This window comes from Bradyrhizobium sp. UFLA05-108 (assembly GCF_059803455.1).
The window spans coordinates 25,361-44,142 of sequence record NZ_JBANAZ010000008.1 but is presented as its reverse complement, the minus strand read 5'-3'; the positions used below and the strand labels follow the sequence as shown (position 1 = coordinate 44,142).

Sequence of the window (18,782 nt, the reverse complement as noted above, 5' to 3'; positions counted from 1 at the left end):
GAACCTCCGGCCGGCCTTCATGGACCTACGTCTGGGATAATAGCCTGTGCCCAATAGGGGAGAGGCGTGGTCCGGGAAAGTCGGCATGGCATGCAGACGATGATGATCCCGCGTCGCTTTCGTGGTCCGCCGAATTCCGGCAACGGCGGCTATGTCTGTGGGATGCTGGCGCGCCAAATCACCGGTGCCGCGGAAGTGACCTTGCGCGCTCCACCACCCCTGGAGACGGTGCTTGATTGTGTTGAGGTCGAGACGGGGGCGTGGGAGCTTCGCCAGGGCACGGCGACAATAGCGATCGGCCGAGCCGTAACGCTGGAGGTCAGCCGCCTCGAGAGGGCGACCTACGCCGAGGCGGTTGAGGCCGAGAGACGAACCCCAGTCAAGCCGCACGAGCATCTGCTGCCGATGTGCTTCGTTTGCGGGCCTGACCGCGCGCCGGGCGATGGGCTGCGGCTTTTCGCCGGACCACTGGTCCGACAAAACGGCAGCAAGGCTTTTGCTGTACCCTGGACGCCCGACGCCTCTCTCGCCGCCGCCGATGGCCTGGTTGCGCCTGAGTTCGTGTGGTCTGCGCTGGATTGTCCGACTGGCTATGTATCGCAGTGCGACCCCGAGACCGGAAACTTTAGTACTTTGCCGATCTTGCTCGGGCGCCTTTCCGTGCGCATCGACGGGCGACCACGTCCGGGCGAGCGATGCGTGGTGACGTCCTGGAAAATCGCCAGCGAAGGCCGTCGTCTCATCGCGGAAGCTGCGTTGTTCGGTGATGAGGAGAACCTGCTGGCAGTCGGCCGTGCCATCTGGATTGTCGTTGATCGGCAGGTACAGCTCGGAACGACGTAGAGAGCCGCGGCTGCCGGAGGCCAGATTACGGAAGGCGGAGGATTACATGCGCGGTGCTCGGAGACAGGTCGCGGCGTGACCCGTTGCCGACGTGGAAGTGACCTAGGCGAAAAACGGGTGCGGGGCGTCTCCAGTGCCCTTGGCCTTCATGACGGCCACGCAGTCTTCGATCTCCTGATCGGACATGTCGAGCCCGAATTCTCCGCGCAGCACCTCTTTGAATTCGCTCTCGCTTGCGAGCCAGCGTTTCTCAGCGTGCCCATCCGCATCGCGTATCGTGACGCGTGTGTTGTACATCGTGATCCGGCTTCTGTTTGATCCCGGCTTTGCCACGATGATGTTGCCTTGGTAAGGCGTCTCCGGGTGCGTCGCCGTATACCAATTCGCGATCTCGTATTCGCCATCGTAGCGCGGGTAGGGGATCACGCGATAGATGTGCTGCCAGCCATCTTTGAGCCGTGCCTGGAGTGTCAGTTCGCCGTCAACATCGACAAACCGCATCAATTCGTGGGGTGTCTCTTGTTCGATCTGCGGTGCAAGCAGCAGCGCCGAGGTCGGCGCGAGATTTCCGAAGCCAACATCGGCAAGATAAGCTCCTTCGGGTAACTCTACTTTCAACAGCATATGAATTGCCGGGCGCGGCGCATCGATCGCCAGTCCACGTACGACGCGCCCCTGCAGACTCGTAATCCTGAATCCGAGCGACCGCAGTCCGGCCCGGAACAGCATGTTCTGTTCGAAGCAGTATCCGCCGCGCTTCTTGGCGATCATCTTTTGTTGGAGCGCAGGCACATCGAGCTTGGGCGGTCGTCCAAGCATGATATCCAATGTTTCGTAGGCGATTGAATGCGCGTGTGCGAAAATCAATCGATTGAGCGTTTCGAGCGTTGGTGTGACCGGCCCGGAATACCCAATACGCTGAAGCCAAGCGCTCTGATCGAATATGGTATCGGACATCTCGCCAAGCCCTCGCGAAGCTCAGTGTCGCAACAACGGCCAGACCGGGATATTCTACGAGCGCCGGATTTTGGGGGCAATCGGCAACGATACCTTGGTTCGAGCGATCGGTAGGCTGAAATTGTGACCATGCATTCACGCAATGCAAAACGCCGAATGCGCAATCGAAGCGCATGGCCGAACAGTTGCTGGTGATGTAAATTCCATCTCGCCGCGGTTGCGGAGTTGCGAATGCCGATCAAGCCGCCTTCTCCTGTTGCCTGCTACGAGGACCCGAAACGCGGTGACGACGTATCGAACGGGCGGGAGCCAATTACGGTCCACGAAGCATGAGCGAAGACGGCGCGCGCATACGCCGCGCGTTGGGCGATCCGGTTGACAGCCATTGGTCTCTAAAAGGAGATTGATATGTTCGAACCCGAGCAATTTATCGCCGACTGCCGCGCAGCTTTTGCGGCAGACCCCACCCACAAAGCAGTTCGCGAGGTTCTTGCGCGCGCGGTGTCTGAACCAGCGGCAGTCCTCAGGGGGCTTGGTGAGCCGAGGCGTCCCGAAAGCCGCAAGCTCTTCCATTCGGACACGCTAACGATCCTGAACGTGGTCTGGGCGCCAGGCATGATGGTGATGCCCCACGATCACCGCATGTGGGCCGTGATCGGGGTCTACTCGGGTCGAGAGGACAATATCTTCTGGCGGCGAATTCCAAGCACGCCCCATAAAGTCGAGGCCGCCGGCGCGAAGGCCCTATCGGAAAGAGACGCCGTGGCATTCGGCCCCGACATCATCCATTCGGTCATCAACCCGATCGATCGGCTGACCGGGGCAATCCACATCTACGGCGGCGATTTCTTCGCCGCCGAGCGCAGCGAATGGGACTCACTGACCCTCGACGAGCACCGCTTGGACCACGAGCAGAGGCGCCGCCTGTTCGAGGAGGCGAATGCACGTTACGAGGCGAGCCAACGTCAGCGCGAGCAGTCAAACTGACTCGACGGGTAACCACTCATGGCGAACCTTACGTGATGCTTCTTGTGAGTCCGAAGAGCGCGGGGCGGAATGACCGAACACCATCGCTCGGGTGCTGAATATCTAGCGGTTCGCCTTGAAAGCTTCCCACCGCGCCTCGCGCTCTCGTTGGTATTTGAGAGCCCGTTCGGCGACCAGATCCGCGCGATGAAGCGGCTTGCCGCAGGATTCGCAGGCCGGACCAAGGCCGGCCGGCTTGCCGCAGGTGAGATGCGTATAGCTCACTGCGCGGCCTTCCTTCGGCGACTTGCACCAGGTCTCTCCCCAGGCGCGTAACGCCAGGATCACGGGATAGAAGGCATCGCCTTTCTTCGTGAGTTGATATTCGTAACGCAGCGGCCGCTTGTTGTAGGCACGCCGCTTCACCATGCCGTCAGCTTCCAGCTTCTTCAGTCGCGCCGCGATCATTTGCGGTGTCGCGCCCGTCTGCGCCTGGATCTCCTCGAAGCGGTGCATCCGCATGAACAGCTCGCGTAGGATCAATACCGTCCAGCGATCGCCTACGACTGTCTCGGCGCGCGCCACGGGGCAGAGTGTTTGGTCAGCAGTATTGTCATTTACGGTCTTCATCACGTTTTCTTCATCGCGCTTGTGCCTATGACTTTCATAGCAAATATGGGGCGAGGTCGGTTCAAGTGCAACGGGCGGCCTTAGGCGCCCGGTTCGTCAACAGAGGAGCGAACCATGACTACCGAAAGGGAAGACCGGAAACCGGGCAAGGTCGACATGAAGCTGGAAGTCACGGTCATTCCCGTTTCCGACGTCGACCGCGCCAAGCGCTTTTATGAAAATCTGGGCTGGCGGCTCGATGCCGATTTCGTCAGGGCCGACGGATCCAGGGCTGTGCAATTCACCCCTCCGGGCTCGCCAGCCTCGATCCATCTCGGCTCCGGACCGGCGCTACCCCGCTTTCTCATCGTGAACGACATCGTGGCGGCCCGCGCCGAGCTCATCGCGCGCGGTATCGATGTGAGCGACGTGTTTCACCGCGGACCGCAAGGTCCTATCCCGGGTCCCGATCCGGAACGTCCCAGTTACGGCTCGTTGGCCACGTTCGACGATCCGGACGGGAATGTCTGGCTGCTTCAACAGGTCACGCAGCGTTTGCCGGGTCGCCTCAGCGGGGATCAGGCGACCTTCGCCTCGCCAGCCGATCTCGCCGCAGCCCTCCGTCGCGCGGCCCTCGCTCATGGCGAACACGAGAAGCGGGCAGGCGCACCCGATGCGAGCTGGCCGGACTGGTACGCCGAGTACATCGTCCGGGAGCAGACCGGCCAAAAGCTGCCCGACTGAACCCGATGCAACCGGCCGCACGCGGCCCGAGGAGGCGACAGTGACCGAGACCTTCTATTCACGCGGGAGAACCGCTCTGCTTTTCGTCGATCCCTACAATGATTTCTTGTCCGAGGGCGGAAAAGTCTATCCGCATATCAAGCCGATCGCCGATGAGGTCGGGCTGCTGGACAACCTGCGTCGGCTGGATGGCGCCGTCCGTACCGCGGGCGTTCAGGTCGTCATCGTTCCGCACCGACGGTGGGAGCCGGGCGACTATGAGCACTGGGACCATCCCAACCCCACGCAGCGGAAGGTCATGCATGTACACCACTTCGCGCGTGGCGAATGGGGCGGCGAGTGGCATCCTGACTTCGCGCCGAAACCAGGCGATATCGTCGCCAGCGAACATTGGGGTCAAAGCGGCTTCGCCAACACCAACCTGGATTTCCAGCTGAAGCAGAAGGGGATCACCCATGTGATCGTGGTCGGGTTGCTCGCCAACACCTGCATCGAGTCCACCGCCCGCTACGCCATGGAGCTCGGTTATCACGTCACGCTGGTGCGCGACGCCACGGCCGCTTTCACCCACGAAATGATGCATGCCGCTCACGAGCTGAACGGCCCAACCTACGCCCACTCGATCCTGACAACCAGCGACGTGATCGCGGCCTTGCCGGCCGTGTCCCATACTGAGGAGATCGTGAAATGACCACGCAATCTCGCAAGCCAATTGCAATCGCCGCAGTGCAGCCAAACCATGAGACTATCGATCATGAGAGGCGCAAGCTGCTCGTCGGAGCTGCCGCTGGACTTGCCGCTGCAGGCGTCGCCAACCTGTTTGCGATACGTTCGGCGCCGGCCGCAACGAATGACGAGATCCGTCCTTTCCACGTCGAAATTCCCGAAGCCGATCTCGTTGACCTACGCCGTCGCCTCGCGGCGACCCGGTGGCCTGAGAAAGAGACGGTCGACGACGACTCCCAGGGCGTGCCGCTCGCCATGCTGCAGGACCTCGTCCGCTACTGGCAAACCGATTACGACTGGCGAAAGGTCGAGGCGCGGCTCAATGCCCTGCCGCAGTTCATCACCGAGATCGATGGACTCGACATCCACTTCATTCACGTTCGTTCGAAACACGAAAACGCGTTGCCGATGATCGTGACGCATGGCTGGCCTGGTTCCGTCATCGAGCAGATGAAGATCATCGATCCGCTGACCGATCCGACCGCACACGGCGGTAGCGCTGAAGACGCCTTCCATCTGGTGATCCCTTCGATGCCGGGCTATGGGTTCTCCGGCAAGCCAACCGCGACCGGCTGGGATCCGCAGCGCATCGCGCGCGCGTGGGTCGTGCTGATGAAGCGGCTCGGCTACAAGAAGTTCGTCGCGCAGGGTGGCGACTGGGGCTCGCCCGTCTCCAACGAAATGGCAAAGCTGGGCGCGCCGGAGCTGCTCGCCATCCACGTCAACTTGCCCGGCGTGGTTCCGCCCGAGATATTCAAGGCGGTGGCATCGGGCAATCCTGCTCCGGACAATCTTGCTCCGGATGAGCAGCACGCCTTCGACCAGCTCAAGATTCAATTCGCGAAGCGGCGCGCCTATGCGCAGATCATGGGGACGCGTCCGCAAACGCTGGCAGCCCTGACGGATTCGCCGGCTGGCCTTGCGGCCTGGCTGCTCGACCACGGCGACGGCTTTGCGCAGCCGGCCTCGGCGATGCAATCGGCGGTGCTTGGGCGCGCCGTCAACGGACATTCCGCGGGCGCGCTGACCCGCGACGACGTGCTCGACAACATCACGCTGTACTGGGTGACCAACAGCGCGATTTCCTCGGCGCGGCTCTACTGGGAAAACAAGACAAATCTCTATTTGCCTGCCAACGTCTCGATCCCGGCCGCCGTGACGGCATTTCCCGGCGAGAGCTTCGTTGCGCCCCGGAGCTGGGCCGAGAAGGCCTATCACAAGCTGATTTACTTCCATCAGGCCGAGGCCGGCGGTCACTTCGCCGCGTGGGAGCAACCTGGGATCTTCAGCAGGGAGGTCCGCAACGCGTTCCGGCCTCTTCGCAAGGCAACCTGAAGACTTCGGAGCGCATGGTGCGCGCCGCCGAGACCATGAGCGCACACGACAGATCGTTCGGTCTGGCGGGACGTCACTTCCTGGTAAACCGTATGATTCCATCCCAATTGTCCGGCGGAGGCTCAAGCAAGAAACCAACCACACGATCGAGGTAGATTCCAGCCAGCACGTCATCCGGACGCTCTCGGGCAAACGTATCCAGGGCCTCGAACGCGCGCATCCAGTCCCGGCTGGAGTATGCCTCGTAAGCATTGTGCCAATCGCCAGCGAGCCGCAGCATCGCTGGCGTGGCACGACAGTCCTCCGGACCTTCCAGGGCACCAAGTAGTTCGAACACATCAAACGAGTTTTCGGCTCCCTTCGGCTGAATCCTGTCGACGCGACGAAAGAGAAACTCGTCCGAGCAGGTTTCCGCGATTTGACCGCTCGCCAGAATTTCGGTCCCGTAATATTTGTTCAGTCCCTCGATTCGAGAGGCGACGTTCACTGTGTCGCCGATTGCAGTGTAGTCGATCCGGTCGGTCGAACCTACGTTGCCCAGAATCGCGTCACCCCCGTGAAGTCCGAAACGGGTGTGCCAGGGCACAAGGCCGAGTTCTTTCCAGCGCTCGCACAGGCGATGAGCGGCTGCTCGGCACCTGAGCGACGCGCGACAGGCCACATGCTGATGGCGAGCGACCGGCTGCGGTGCGTTCCAGAACGAGAAAATTGCGTCGCCTATGAACTTATCGACGGTGCCTTGCTCGCTGATGATCACGGAGGCGAGCTCTTCAAAATACGTCGATAGATTCATCATCAGATCCTTGGCGGGAGTGACGCCGGCCATCGACGTGAAATCCTGAACATCAGTGAACATGATGCTGATGTTGCGAGTCTCTCCGCCGACCGCGACCACGCTCTCGCTTTGCAGGATGTCCCTCACGAGTGCCTTCGGCACGAACTTCGACACCTCGCGGATCGTGCTCTTCATCCCGGACATCGACCTGATCAGGACGTTGATTTCGCGGACGCGCGAGTCGAACCCGATCGGATCGTCCAGCCTGAACGATCGGATCAGGTCGGCCTCGCCCGCCAGTCTCATGACGGGCCTTGAAATCGAATGCGCCAGATAGGCAATCGCCGGCAGAGATAGGACGAAAATGAGAAGCGCGGCAGGAATGCTTCGCGCAGCCGCACCTGCCAATGTTCCCAGGAAATCCGAAAGCGGAGCCGAATAGAGCACGAAGAACACACCTCCGTCGCGTGCAACCTGGCGAACGACGGTTGCGAGGTAGTCCGCACCGGCAGCACGGAAGCGAACCAGGGAATAGGGACCGTCCTGATCGAATATCCGCATAGCCTCCCGGACGACCGGATCGGAAAGATCTCCGACTCTGGCAACGTTGATCGCTTCGGCTTTCCCCGTGCCGGACGACCTGAACATCTGGCTGGGATCGGAATGAGCCAGGACCCGCTTCTCCTCGTCGAATGCCACGAAGCGATGTTGTTCATTGAGCGTGGCGGACCGGACGTAGGCCATCAATCGGTCAAGCGTGATGTCAACGCCGACCGCGCCGCCCTCAAAGGCCTTCGCGAGCGTCATTCCAGCTTGTGACGTGGTGGCGAAGATGTACGGCACATTCCGGATAATCTTCTGGGGATGCGCCCTGGCGTCGCGATACCAATCGCGACGGCGGGGATCGTAGTCGGCGTCGTTGCTCCGCGTGCCCAACTGATGCCGGCCGGCATCGAGAAATCGCCAAGTCTCCGTGCGCGTGCCCGCGACATTGTGACGGATTTCCTGTATCGCGAAGCGCGTCGCCGGCGGCCCGCCGATCCCGGCAACGAAAGCAACCTCCGTCTCCGAAATCGACAGGATCTGGAAGTAGTCTCCATCTTCGTAGCCGACGTAAGCTGCCGATATCTGCGGGTTCAGCGTCAAACTGGTCAGGATAAGGGCCTGAATCGAGGTCTTCAGCCCGTCAAACTCCTTGACGGATGGATCCTCGCTGAGCTGTGCCGCTATCAAAAAGGCAGGGGCAAAAAATCCCAACCGCCGCTCGTTGATCCGGTCGATCGTTGCCTTGAAGGTGTCCGTGGCTGCCTTGATGGCCGTTCTGCGCGTTTCGACGTAGTTGGTGATTGTCAGTGCAGTTCCGAGGAGCAGCGCTGCCAGCACAAACAACGTGAGCACCGTCACGAAGATCGGGATATGGGGGCTACGAGCTGATGCAGAGCGCATGGTTTTGAGCTCCACTCAGAACGACTACGTGGACAGATCAATGATGCGCTTAGACAGATAGTCGACCCAGTACCGGAGGAACGGATCGGCCTCCGCCAGTTTCTGCTTGAGCCGGCTCTCGCTGATGGCCAAGAGCTCGCATCCATTTCTTGTGTAGGCCGATGCGGCGCGCTGCGCTCCTGCCATCAATGCGTGCACGCCAAACATCTGGCCGGGCTTCAGCTCGGTCACGGCACGCTCCTGATCGGTTCCAAACCGGAGAAAAATGGTCACATCGCCCCGAAGCAAGACATACGCGATCGTTCCGGTTTCGCCTTCCGCGAAGATCGTCGAACCTCCAGGATAGGTCCTTCGAGCCAAGCCTTCCCGAATCGATGCGATCGGAGCGTCCGTCGTTTTGGGTTCGATGATCATGGCAGGCCACCCGTTTCTACCAAGCTCTAACGACAGGCCAACAGCGCTCGGAAGAGCATCCCGATTGAAGTTGGATCGTTTACTTCCCTGCGCCTTCCGCCGGAAAGATCTGCTTCCAGTCCTCCTTCATGTCGACGATGGTCCATCCTCGCCGCTTAGCCTCGTCCCATACCTCGTCGAGTTTTCCAACTTTGGATTGCCGGTCATAGGCGTACTCCCGCGCGCCGTCCGTGTGGTGCACGATGCCGGCAAAACGGGGACCTTGCCCGGCCATCGTCCATTGCAGCATTTGAAGATCACCGTCAGAGTTGCCGAAGGCGAGGATCGGCCGGTGGCCGATGAAGCGGTTGATACCGACCGGCTTTCCGGGGCCATCGTCGACGAATTCGACCTTGGGCTGCTTGATTAGCTCGGGAGTGCCGCTGGGTCCGAGTTGGAACTTCACCACGCCGGACGAACCGACGACCTGTTCGGGAGGAATACCGTAGGTCCGCTCGGCGAATACCCGCATGAACTCGACGCCACCGCCCGATACTATAAACGTCTTGAAGCCGTTTTGACGGAGGTAGGCGAGGAGCTCGAGCTGCGGCTGGTAGACCAGCTTGTCATAGGGCTGATTGAAACGCGGGTGGCGCGCCGTCGCTAACCAATCAGCAACCGTTCCGGAGAAGGCATCGGTTGTCATCTCAGCGTGGCTGACCGCCACGATTTCGAGCAGCCCCTTCTCGCCGGCGGCCTCCAGTCCCTTCGCGTCGTCCTCGATCGCCGCCTTGAATGGCTGCATGTCCTTCCATTCCGGATGCTGCGGCATCATCGCTTTGATGCGATCAAGTGCGAACGCGAGCTGAAAATAGACCGGCTGCTCAGACCAAAGCGTCCCATCATTATCGAAGACCGCGATGCGCTCGGCGGGGCGCACAAAATCCGCGCTGCCTGGCGTAACCACGCGTGCGACGAAATCGGTGATTGATCTCTTCGCCGCACCGTCGTGCCAGGACGGCAGCGGGTCGGATTGCGCTGACGCATCGTGGCTTGCAAGCAGGCAAGACGTGGCTCCAAGCAACGCGACGAGAATCAAGCGTCGGGTCGCTTGCTGCATGCTGGCGGTCATGGCGATCTCCCGTTGACCGGAATCCCTTGGAGCGCCGGCCAGCCTAAACGCAGGTCGGCGCTCCGTTTGCGGCTTTCAACCGCCGTGCGCGCTCTCCAATTGACTCATGATCTGATCGACGCTGAAGCTTGACGGCTTTTGCCGTGGCGGGAAGTCCTTGAATGTCGCGACAAACTGCGCCACGAAGGCTTGCGCCGGAACAAACAAGAATGCCCGCTGCATCGTCCAGTCGTAGTAGGTATTTGATGTGATATCCGCGCGCTCGTAGGGATCCGTTCGCAAGTTGAACAACTTGGGCAACCGCCGGCAGACAAACGGTTCTCCCCAAAGATCGAGGGTACCGGGCGTCTTCTGCTCACAGAACACGACCTTCCAGTTTTGATAACGTATCGCTACGAGCTCGGCGTCGTCGTTGATATAGAAGAACTCCTTGCGCTCGGATTTATCCTGCTGGCCAGTGAGGAACGGCAACTGATTGTAGCCGTCGAGATGGACCTTGAACGTCTTGCCCATCGAGCTGTAGCCGGTCAGCAACTTGCTCTTTATTTCGGGCTCGCCGACCGCGGCCAGCAACGTCGGGAACCAGTCGAGTGCGGCGAAGACTTCGTTGCTGACCTGTCCCGGCTTGATGCGGCCTGGCCAGCGGATCATCGCAGGAACGCGGTAGGCGCCCTCCCAGTTGGTGTTCTTCTCACTGCGGAACGGCGTCATCCCGCCGTCGGGCCACGAGTTCATGTGTACGCCGTTGTCCGTCCCATAAATCACGATAGTGTTGTTGCCGATGCCGAGATCGTCGAGTGCGTTGAGCAGGCTCCCGACGTCCCCATCGTGTTCGAGCATGCCGTCGATGTATTCACTCAGACCGCTGCGCCCCCTGTATTCCGGCCGCACATGCGTGTAGAGGTGCATGCGCGTGGCATTCCACCAGCAGAAAAACGGTTTGTTGGCCTGTACCTGCCGCTTGATGAAGTCGATCGCGGCGTTGGTCGTCTCGTCGTCGACCGTTTCCATTCGTTTCCTGGAAAGCGGGCCAGTGTCTTCGATGGTCTGCGTGCCGACCTTGCCGAACCGCGGATCGACGGTTGGGTCGTCGCGGTCGGTGGCCCTGCATTTGAGCACGCCGCGCGGACCGAATTTGGCCTTGAACGAGGGGTCCTTCGGATAGTCCTCGCGCTCGGGCTCTTCCTCGGCATTGAGATGATAGAGGTTGCCGAAGAATTCATCGAAGCCGTGCACTGTCGGCAGGAATTCGTTGCGATCGCCGAGGTGGTTCTTGCCGAATTGGCCGGTGGCGTAGCCGAACGGTTTGAGCGCCCCGGCAATGGTGATGTCCTCGGAACGCAGGCCGAGCGCGGCGCCAGGCAGGCCAACTTTGGTCATTCCGGTGCGCAGACCGGATTGGCCCGTGATAAACGATGCGCGTCCCGCAGTGCAGCTCTGCTCGGCGTAGTAGTCGGTGAACATCAAGCCTTCATGGGCGATACGGTCGATGTTCGGCGTCCTATATCCCATCAGGCCGAACGAATAGGCACTGACGTTGGCCAATCCGACATCGTCGCCCCAGATGACGAGGATATTCGGCCGCTGTCCGGACGGAGCGGGTTGTTGCGCCTGTGCCTCGCCCACCTGGAGCTGCCCGGCAGCGGCAAGCGCGGAGGTCGCTGCAAACGCGGTGCTACCCAGCAGAATGCGGCGTCGGTTCAGGGTTGCGTCCTTCATTTTGATTGCGTCTTGATCGCTATTCGCACTCATGCTTCGCTCCTTTTGCGGATGACACAACGAAAGCCGACGTGAGTCGTGGAGGTATCGACCGGCTCAGCGTGGCGAGCGGCCGGGCGGTAGCGGCGGCAGTAGTTCGGGGCGCAGAGGTGCGAGCCGCCCTTCAGAGCTTTTCGCGGGATCTTGATATTGGGCTGGCAGGGATCGTAGCTCTGCTGTTGACATCCACCGCGTGGGTTCTCTGGAACGCAACAGGCCTTCGGCGCATCGGCTTCGTGGCTTGGCGTGTACCAGTCGCTGGTCCATTCCCAGACGTTGCCGATCATGTCGTAGACGCCATAGGCGTTGGGCGGAAAAGCGATCACCGGCGAGGTGAGTGCGAAGCCATCATCGCAGCGATTCTGATGCGGGAAGCTGCCCTGCCAGGTGTTGGCCATGTGCTTGCCTCCTGGCGTGAGCTCGTCACCCCAGGCGAACTCCGCGCCATCCAGGCCCCCTCGCGCAGCGAATTCCCATTCAGCCTCGGTTGGTAGGTCTTTGTCGACCCAGTGCGCGTAAGCGAGCGCATCGGAGTAGGCGACGTGCACCACAGGATGATCGTCGAGATTGGCGATACTGCTCTTCGGACCGTAAGGGTGGCGCCAATCGGCACCTTTCATGAAGGTCCACCATTGGCTCCAGTCGTGGAGGTCAACCGGTCGCTGGGGAGGCACAAAAACAAGCGAGCCGGCATAGAGCATATGGGGCAATGCACCCGGATAGTCCTTCGGATCGGGCGGGATTTCAGCAAACGTGACGTGGCCCGTCGCCTTCACGAATGCCTTGAACTGACGGTTCGTGACCGGCGTACAGTCGATCCAGTACGGATCAATTGCGACACGGTGCACAGGAGCTTCCTCCGGATAGTGCTGGTTCGAACCCATTCTGAACGTGCCACCGGGGATAAGGGTCATGCCCTTGTGGTCAGTCGTCAACATCGGCGTTGTCCTCGCATCTCGAAGTGCCGGCTCCGGTGGCGGGCAACGGGGCTCGTGCGCGGTCATCCGGGCGAGACCGCGGAGCCGCGACCGTTGCAAAAAGGGAATTGATCATTCACCGTGCCTCTCGATCTGCTCCACCGCCTTATCGGCAGCCTTCTTTTTGTCGACTTGAATCTCTTTTGCTCTCAGTCGCTCCTCAGCCCGCCGCCGAGCGCGGTTCGCGCGGAAGATGAAACGTATTTCCCCCCTGCAAGAACGGTTTCGACCGCGTCCACCAACTCGTCGCCTGCATCGGATTTCACGACATAGCCCCGCGCACCTTCCGCGAGCGCTCGCAGGATGATTGCGGGTTCGTGCAGAACAGTCGCGAAGAGGATGAGGGACTGCGGACGCGTGTCCAGGATTCGGCGCGCTGCCGTCAATCCGCTGATGCCGGGCATCGCGATATCGCTGATGATGAGGTCGGGAGCCTCGAGACGCGCGGCCGCGATCAGGGCCTGTCCATCGGGCACGACGTGGACGTCGTAACGGGAGTCGAGCAGGGCTTGCAGGCGCTGAGCCATCTCGGGGTGATCCTCTGCCAAGATGACACGTATTCGCCTCATGTCCGTCTCGGCGGTTGGCGGTGCCTTGAGTTCGCGCCAAACCTACGCGTCCAAGCAAACGAACACATCGGGGAAAGTCGAAACTTCGAGCGTGGATATCACGGGGCAGGGGCACCCGGATTTCCCGGTCATCTCACTCGGGAATGAGACCTTGTTTGATGGCAAATTTTACCAAATCGGCAGTGCTCTTGACGCCGAGTGCTGCAAGTAACTGGCTCTTGTGATCTTCCACTGTTCTCACGGAGATCCCAAGCTGGGCGGCGATCTCTTTCATGCGATTGCCCTGCGCGATCAGCCGCAGCACTTCCAGCTGGCGCGACGAGAGCGAGGATCTACCGGCATCGGCGGAGCGTGACATCGTCTCCAGCACGTCCTTGGTGATATGTGGCGTTAGATAGATACGGTCTGCCATGACTGCTCGGATCGCGTCGAGCAATTCCTCTCCGGCGGCTGCCTTGAGAAGGTAACCGCATGCGCCGTCGCGTATCGCCTGCGTTGCGAGTTGTGGTTCGGTGTGAACCGTCAGGAAGATGAAACGAGCCTTCGAGCCTCCTGCCTTGAGCTGGCGAAGGGCCTCCAGTCCGCTCATGACGGGCATGGTGACATCGGACACGACGATGTCGGGTTTCAATCGCTGCACGGCCTCGACGAGCTGTTTTCCATTGTCGACTTGCGCAACGAGGTCGGCGACTTCGCCGACCAGCCGGCCGAGCCCTTCCGCGACCATCACATGGTCATCAGCGAGGATCACGCGCGGTCTCAATGCAATCCCCCGGCCGGAATGCAGATGGTGGCAACGGTGCCTGCCTTCGGTGCCGACTTGATCTCGAACGTGCCGCCCAGCATCCTCACGCGCTCGCGCATGCTCAGAAGCCCGAGGCCGCACTGGCTGCCGGAGGCGTCAGCGTCGAAACCGTCCCCGTCGTCGGCAATCCTCATCACGATTTGACCGTCCTCGCGCGCGACCGAAATACGCCCGGTCCGGGCATGGGCGTGCTTGGCGATGTTGCGCAGTGCTTCCTGCGCAACCCTGTACAGGCACAGCTTGACGTCGTCCCTGACCGCCGTACAGCCTTCGGCGACATCGAGATCGATCGATGTGTTCGAGTCACGGGCGATCTCTTCGCAGCGTTCGCGCAACGCCTCTGGCAAACCTGCATGTTCGAGCACACCCTGATGCAGACCATGCGAGAGGTCGCGCATATCTTCCGCCAGATCGACTGTCAGCCGCTGAAGCTGCGACAGTTCGGCCCTGATCGGCTCCTGCGATCCCGGGAGACCGCGTCTCAGGCTGCTCAATCCGATTGACAGCGAGGCGACGCGCTGGCCGACATCGTCGTGCAATTCTCGTGCGATCCTCCGACGCTCTTCGTCTTGCGCATGAATCAGTCGGCCGGCAAGGTAGCGCAGTTGCTCATAGCTGGTCCGCAGCGCGCTCTCCTTCGAGCGATTGTCTTGCTCCGCCGCCCAGCGGCGCGATCGCTGCGCGATGAGGGCGGCTATGAGGAGCGACTGGAGGACGATGAGGGAGCCCGCTCCGATGATGTAGCGATGATAGAGCTCCCAAGCGCCGGGCGCCTTGAAGAGAACCACCGAGCCGGGCGGAAGATTGCTCTCGCTCAGGCCCCAACGTTGCATGGCCTGGTAGTCGACCCGGTAAGCCGCTTCGGAGCTGGTTCGAGGAGGAATCGAGGTTGGGTCCTTGCCTGCAAGAATTTCGCGCGCGATGTCGCCAGCGGTGCGGCCCATTGCTTCGTAGCTTTCGCTGAACCCGCCGATAAAGCCTCTCACCGGATAGGGATAGGGTGCATAAATCGGTGCCGACGAAGACTTGATGAGCTGGGCCGCGACCTCGGACGGCATCAGTGCCCTCCCGGCGCCGTCGCGAAACATCGAAAGGAGAATGACGATCGAGTCGCTAGGGATCTCGGCGACCTTGGCGATGACTTCGTCGTAGCGCAGATCGAACAGATAGGTCGTCTCGAGCTTACGATCTCGCGCCTCGACGGCTCTCCGAGCGATCGGTTGCCATCGGCGGTCGACAAGACCGCTACCTGCAATGACGAAGAGGCGACGCGTATCCGGTTGAAGGCGCTCGGCCAGAGCGATGGTTCCATTCAGATTTGCGTCGAGGTCGACAATGTGGCCGGTCACGTCAGACGGCGGCTTTGCAGCCGAGTAGCCCTGCCGTGAGACACCGAGAAACACGACGGGAACATGAGGCGCGAAATCATCCCGGTGCTGTATGACAAATGGCAAGGCATCGCCGCCGATGACCATGACGATGTCGGGCCGCCTGTTCGTGTATCTGTCGCGGAGAAAATGGGCCATCAGAGACTCGTGGCCCGGCTCGGCAAAGCGGGCGAGGTCGAGATATTCGGCGTCGAGCTCGATCTTCTGCGGCGACCGCTCCAGTATACGGCTGCGCGCGGCGTCTGAGGCCATGGACGTGGCTGGAAATGTGTAGTTGTAGGAATGCAAGATCAGAATGTGCTTCGCTGTCTCGTCCGCGTGGCTTGGCGATCCGAAATACAGCAAGCTGCACAGAAGAAGTCTTCTCGTTTTGTGGAGCCCAATAGGGGCACGCAAGCGCCAGAAACTGTGAGGCTTCGCGCGGCACATCGAGAAAACCTCGGCTTTCATCGATCCGGCAAGGCTATCGCGTAGCAAAGGCGGTGAGATGTGCGATCTGTGCCATCAACCAATTTGTCGCGGTCGATGACCGGCTCGGCGGATCAGATACTCATCGCCGACGGTTTTAGAGGTTGAGGTATTATTACACCTCTACTTTGCATGGGGTTGTTTTTCAGATTTTTGGTGACGGCCTAGCAGCCGCGGAGCTCTAACCCGCCGCCTCGTCATATTGCGCGCTGGCCTCGAGCCATTGCTCCTCAGCCCGCGTGAGCGCGTCGGCGGCGTTGGCGCGTGCTTTGGAGAGCTGCGCGGCCTGCTTGGGGTCGCGGGTGAAGATGTCGGGGAGGGCGAGTGCGGTATCGATCTTGGCGATGATCTCGCTGACGCGCGCGATCTCGGCCTCGGCCTCTGCGATGCGCTTCTTCAGCGGGCCACGATTGTCCGATCGCGCCCGCTGCGGCTTCTCGCTTGCGCCATTGCGCTCGCGTGGGCCGTTATCCACGCTTGCCGCCGACAGCACCACGCGCCGGTAGTCGTCGAGATCGCCGTCATAGTTCGTCACCGTGCGGTCCGCGACCAGCCAAAGCCGCTCGGCACAGGCCTCGATCAGGTAGCGGTCGTGCGAGACCATGATGACGGCGCCGGGAAAGTCGTTGATCGCCTCCGCAAGCGCGGCGCGGCTGTCGATGTCGAGATGGTTGGTCGGCTCGTCCAGGATGATCATGTTGGGGCCGAAGAAGGTCGCAAGGCCCAGCAGCAGCCGCGCCTTCTCGCCGCCGGACAGCTTGCCGGCCTTGGTGTCGGCCGCCTTGCCGGAAAAGCCGATCGCGCCGGCGCGCGCGCGTACCTTGGCCTCGGGCGCATCGCCCATCAGCTTGCGGACGTGGTCGTAGGCGGAGGCATCCTCGTTCAACTCGTCGAGCTGGTGCTGCGCGAAATAGGCGATCGACAGTTTGTCGGCGCGTGTGACCCTGCCGGAGAACGGCGTGAGCTTGCCTGCGAGCAGCTTCACCAGCGTCGACTTGCCGTTTCCGTTGGCGCCCAAGAGCGCGATGCGGTCGTCATTGTCGATGCGCAAGGTGACGCGGCTCAGCACGGGGGTCGCAGGATCATAGCCGACCGAGACGTTGTCGACGGCGATGATCGGTGGCGACAGCGTCTTCTCCGGCGGCGGGAAGCTGATCTCGTGCACGTCCTGCGTCACCAGCGCCGTGATCGGCTTCAGCCGCTCCAGCATCTTGACGCGCGACTGGGCCTGACGCGCTTTGGAGGCTTTGGCCTTGAAGCGGTCGACGAAGGCTTGCAGGCGTGCCCGCTCGGCCTCCTGGCGCTTGACCTGCTTGGCATCCAGCATTTCCCGCGCGGCGCGCTGCTCCTCGAATGACGAGTAGCTGCCGCGATAGAGCGTCAGCTTGCCGCGATCCAGGTGCAGGATCTGGTCGACCGAGCTTTCGAGGAGATCGCGGTCGTGGCTGATCACGATCACGGTGCGGGGATAATGGGCGAGGTGGTCCTCCAGCCACAGCGTGCCTTCGAGATCGAGATAGTTGGTGGGCTCGTCAAGCAGCAGGAGGTCGGGCGCTGCAAACAGCGTCGCGGCAAGCGCCACGCGCATCCGCCAGCCACCGGAGAACTCCGAGCAGGCGCGCAACTGGTTCGCGGCCGAGAAGCCGAGGCCGCTGAGAATCGCAGCCGCGCGGGCAGGGGCCGAATGCGCATCGATGTCGACGAGCCGGGTCTGGATCTCCGCGATGCGATGCGGGTCGTGCGCGGTGTCGGCCTCGCGCAGCAGCGCGTCGCGCTCGAGATCGGCCTTGAGCACGACCTCGATCAGGCTTTCCGGGCCGTCAGGCGCCTCCTGTGCCAGGCTGCCGATGTGCCAGCGCGGCGGCAGCGCGACCGAGCCATGCTCGGCGGCGAGCTCGCTGCGGATCACTTTGAACAGCGTCGACTTGCCGGTACCATTGCGTCCCACCAGGCCGACGCGCGAACCGGGCGTGATCTGCACGGAGCTCTGGTCGATCAGGAGGCGTCCGGCGAGGCGGACCGAAAGGTCGGTGATGGTGAGCATGCGGCCTTGTCACCGCAGCGCGAGGCAAACGCAACCCCGTTGTTACGCCTAGTTCTGCGGATCGCGGTCGCGATCCCGCTTGCGCAGCTCGTTCACGAGGTGCTCGAGATATGTCGGAAGCCGCGGCTCGGGCCGTAGGCTCTGCTGGAGCCGTTCGCCGATGGCGTCGCAGATCGATCGGCTGGTCCGCCGGTCCATCTGTTCGCTGTCGTTGGCGGATTGGCGAGGCATCGCGGGTTCCATCGTGAAAAGCAAGGACACCCTACCAAGTCACTGTCCGCGAAATAGTTTCGGTCCCGATGGGGACCGCCTTTCATTCTCGTAAAAATTGTATGAGCGCGGCAATGTGCGCTCAAGGCAAAGCCCCGGCGGGTGGGGGACGCCGGGGCTTCTTCTGGAAGTTCTCTTGGAAGGTGCTGACGGGCTCAGTAGCAGCGGTTCACCAGCCGCCAGCGGGGTCCCCAGGGGGTCGGGACCAGCTGGCGCACATAGCAGCCGCCATAGCCGTAGGAGACGGGGCCGCCGGCATAGAAACGCGGTGCGCCCCAGCCCCAGCCATGGTGCCAGCCGCCATGCCAACCGCCGCCATACCAATGGGCGGAGGCAGAGGTCGGAGCCAGCGCGGCACCCAGCCCGACCGCGGCGACTGCAGCAAGCGAAAGTTTCCTCAACATCGTGATCTCCTCAAAACTGCCGGCGCGGGCCTGCGCGTCGATGGAATGGCCGCCGAAACGCCTCTTGAAGGGCAGAACGCGTCTCGATGGCCCCGACATTAAGCCGGTGATCCTGAACCGGGGCCTGAATGGACGTTGCAGATTGGGTTCATCTCGATGAAATAATAGTAATT

The 18,782-nt window shown here is 61.5% G+C and carries 18 protein-coding genes; 5 read left to right on the top strand and 13 right to left on the bottom strand.

The genetic code is table 11. The features are described from left to right. The first annotated feature begins 90 nt into the window (after nucleotides 1-90). Nucleotides 91-843, top strand: a complete 753-nt coding sequence (locus SO140_RS07910) for a hotdog family protein (RefSeq protein WP_449378540.1) — start codon at nucleotides 91-93, stop codon at nucleotides 841-843. 102 nt (nucleotides 844-945) lie between these two features. Here the strand turns inward: SO140_RS07910 and SO140_RS07905 are convergent, their stop codons facing one another. Next, nucleotides 946-1,800 carry an arylamine N-acetyltransferase family protein gene (locus SO140_RS07905; protein ID WP_449378539.1) on the bottom strand — a complete coding sequence of 285 codons (855 nt, stop codon included), beginning with the start codon at nucleotides 1,798-1,800 and terminating at the stop codon, nucleotides 946-948. 408 nt (nucleotides 1,801-2,208) lie between these two features. Here SO140_RS07905 and SO140_RS07900 point away from each other — a divergent pair, with 408 nt between their 5' ends. Further along, nucleotides 2,209-2,787 carry a cysteine dioxygenase family protein gene (locus SO140_RS07900; protein ID WP_449378538.1) on the top strand — a complete coding sequence of 193 codons (579 nt, stop codon included), beginning with the start codon at nucleotides 2,209-2,211 and terminating at the stop codon, nucleotides 2,785-2,787. Between the two features lie 102 nt (nucleotides 2,788-2,889). On the opposite strand, the gene SO140_RS07895 is transcribed toward SO140_RS07900, so the two are convergent. Continuing rightward, nucleotides 2,890-3,396 (bottom strand): winged helix-turn-helix transcriptional regulator, encoded by a 507-nt coding sequence (locus tag SO140_RS07895; RefSeq protein ID WP_449378537.1) that lies wholly within the window; start codon nucleotides 3,394-3,396, stop codon nucleotides 2,890-2,892. Nucleotides 3,397-3,510: 114 nt separating this feature from the next. Here SO140_RS07895 and SO140_RS07890 point away from each other — a divergent pair, with 114 nt between their 5' ends. Genes SO140_RS07890 through SO140_RS07880 form a run of 3 tightly spaced genes read left to right on the top strand, consistent with a single transcriptional unit; the run spans nucleotide 3,511 to nucleotide 6,180 of the window. Then, entirely contained in the window at nucleotides 3,511-4,119 is a 609-nt protein-coding gene (locus tag SO140_RS07890) for a VOC family protein (RefSeq protein ID WP_449378536.1), read from the top strand. Between the two features lie 40 nt (nucleotides 4,120-4,159). After that, nucleotides 4,160-4,810 carry a cysteine hydrolase family protein gene (locus SO140_RS07885; RefSeq protein ID WP_449378535.1) on the top strand — a complete coding sequence of 217 codons (651 nt, stop codon included), beginning with the start codon at nucleotides 4,160-4,162 and terminating at the stop codon, nucleotides 4,808-4,810. After that, nucleotides 4,807-6,180, top strand: a complete 1,374-nt coding sequence (locus tag SO140_RS07880) for an epoxide hydrolase family protein (RefSeq protein ID WP_474799561.1) — start codon at nucleotides 4,807-4,809, stop codon at nucleotides 6,178-6,180. The genes SO140_RS07885 and SO140_RS07880 overlap by 4 nt, the downstream gene beginning before the upstream one ends. 73 nt (nucleotides 6,181-6,253) lie before the next feature. Here the strand turns inward: SO140_RS07880 and SO140_RS07875 are convergent, their stop codons facing one another. From SO140_RS07875 to SO140_RS07825, 11 genes are all read right to left on the bottom strand, one after another. Then, nucleotides 6,254-8,416 (bottom strand): adenylate/guanylate cyclase domain-containing protein, encoded by a 2,163-nt coding sequence (locus tag SO140_RS07875; protein ID WP_498542406.1) that lies wholly within the window; start codon nucleotides 8,414-8,416, stop codon nucleotides 6,254-6,256. A 9-nt stretch (nucleotides 8,417-8,425) separates the two neighbouring features. Next, a complete protein-coding gene (locus tag SO140_RS07870) occupies nucleotides 8,426-8,815 on the bottom strand; it encodes a cyclic nucleotide-binding domain-containing protein (RefSeq protein WP_449378533.1) in 390 nt (129 codons plus the stop codon). A 79-nt stretch (nucleotides 8,816-8,894) separates the two neighbouring features. Continuing rightward, nucleotides 8,895-9,926, bottom strand: coding sequence for an HAD family hydrolase (locus SO140_RS07865; RefSeq protein ID WP_449378532.1), 1,032 nt, complete (start codon nucleotides 9,924-9,926; stop codon nucleotides 8,895-8,897). A 75-nt stretch (nucleotides 9,927-10,001) separates the two neighbouring features. Next, complete coding sequence (locus SO140_RS07860) at nucleotides 10,002-11,678, bottom strand: arylsulfatase (protein ID WP_474799566.1); 1,677 nt, start codon at nucleotides 11,676-11,678, stop codon at nucleotides 10,002-10,004. Further along, nucleotides 11,675-12,622: a formylglycine-generating enzyme family protein gene (locus SO140_RS07855; RefSeq protein WP_498542405.1), complete on the bottom strand. Its 948-nt coding sequence runs from the start codon at nucleotides 12,620-12,622 to the stop codon at nucleotides 11,675-11,677. Before SO140_RS07855 ends, SO140_RS07860 begins: the two co-directional genes overlap by 4 nt. Before the next feature lie 188 nt (nucleotides 12,623-12,810). Next, on the bottom strand, nucleotides 12,811-13,230 hold the full coding sequence (locus SO140_RS07850) for a response regulator (RefSeq protein ID WP_449378529.1): 420 nt from the start codon (nucleotides 13,228-13,230) through the stop codon (nucleotides 12,811-12,813). 133 nt (nucleotides 13,231-13,363) lie between these two features. Beyond that, entirely contained in the window at nucleotides 13,364-13,981 is a 618-nt protein-coding gene (locus tag SO140_RS07845) for a response regulator (RefSeq protein ID WP_449378528.1), read from the bottom strand. Between the two features lie 8 nt (nucleotides 13,982-13,989). Further along, on the bottom strand, nucleotides 13,990-15,510 hold the full coding sequence (locus SO140_RS07840) for a sensor histidine kinase (protein ID WP_498542404.1): 1,521 nt from the start codon (nucleotides 15,508-15,510) through the stop codon (nucleotides 13,990-13,992). A gap of 562 nt (nucleotides 15,511-16,072) precedes the next feature. Then, nucleotides 16,073-17,935, bottom strand: a complete 1,863-nt coding sequence (locus SO140_RS07835) for an ABC-F family ATP-binding cassette domain-containing protein (RefSeq protein ID WP_449378526.1) — start codon at nucleotides 17,933-17,935, stop codon at nucleotides 16,073-16,075. A 48-nt stretch (nucleotides 17,936-17,983) separates the two neighbouring features. Beyond that, on the bottom strand, nucleotides 17,984-18,166 hold the full coding sequence (locus SO140_RS07830; protein ID WP_254094860.1) for a hypothetical protein: 183 nt from the start codon (nucleotides 18,164-18,166) through the stop codon (nucleotides 17,984-17,986). 194 nt (nucleotides 18,167-18,360) lie between these two features. Then, entirely contained in the window at nucleotides 18,361-18,609 is a 249-nt protein-coding gene (locus tag SO140_RS07825) for a sulfur globule protein precursor (protein ID WP_449378525.1), read from the bottom strand. Nucleotides 18,610-18,782 lie beyond the last annotated feature (173 nt).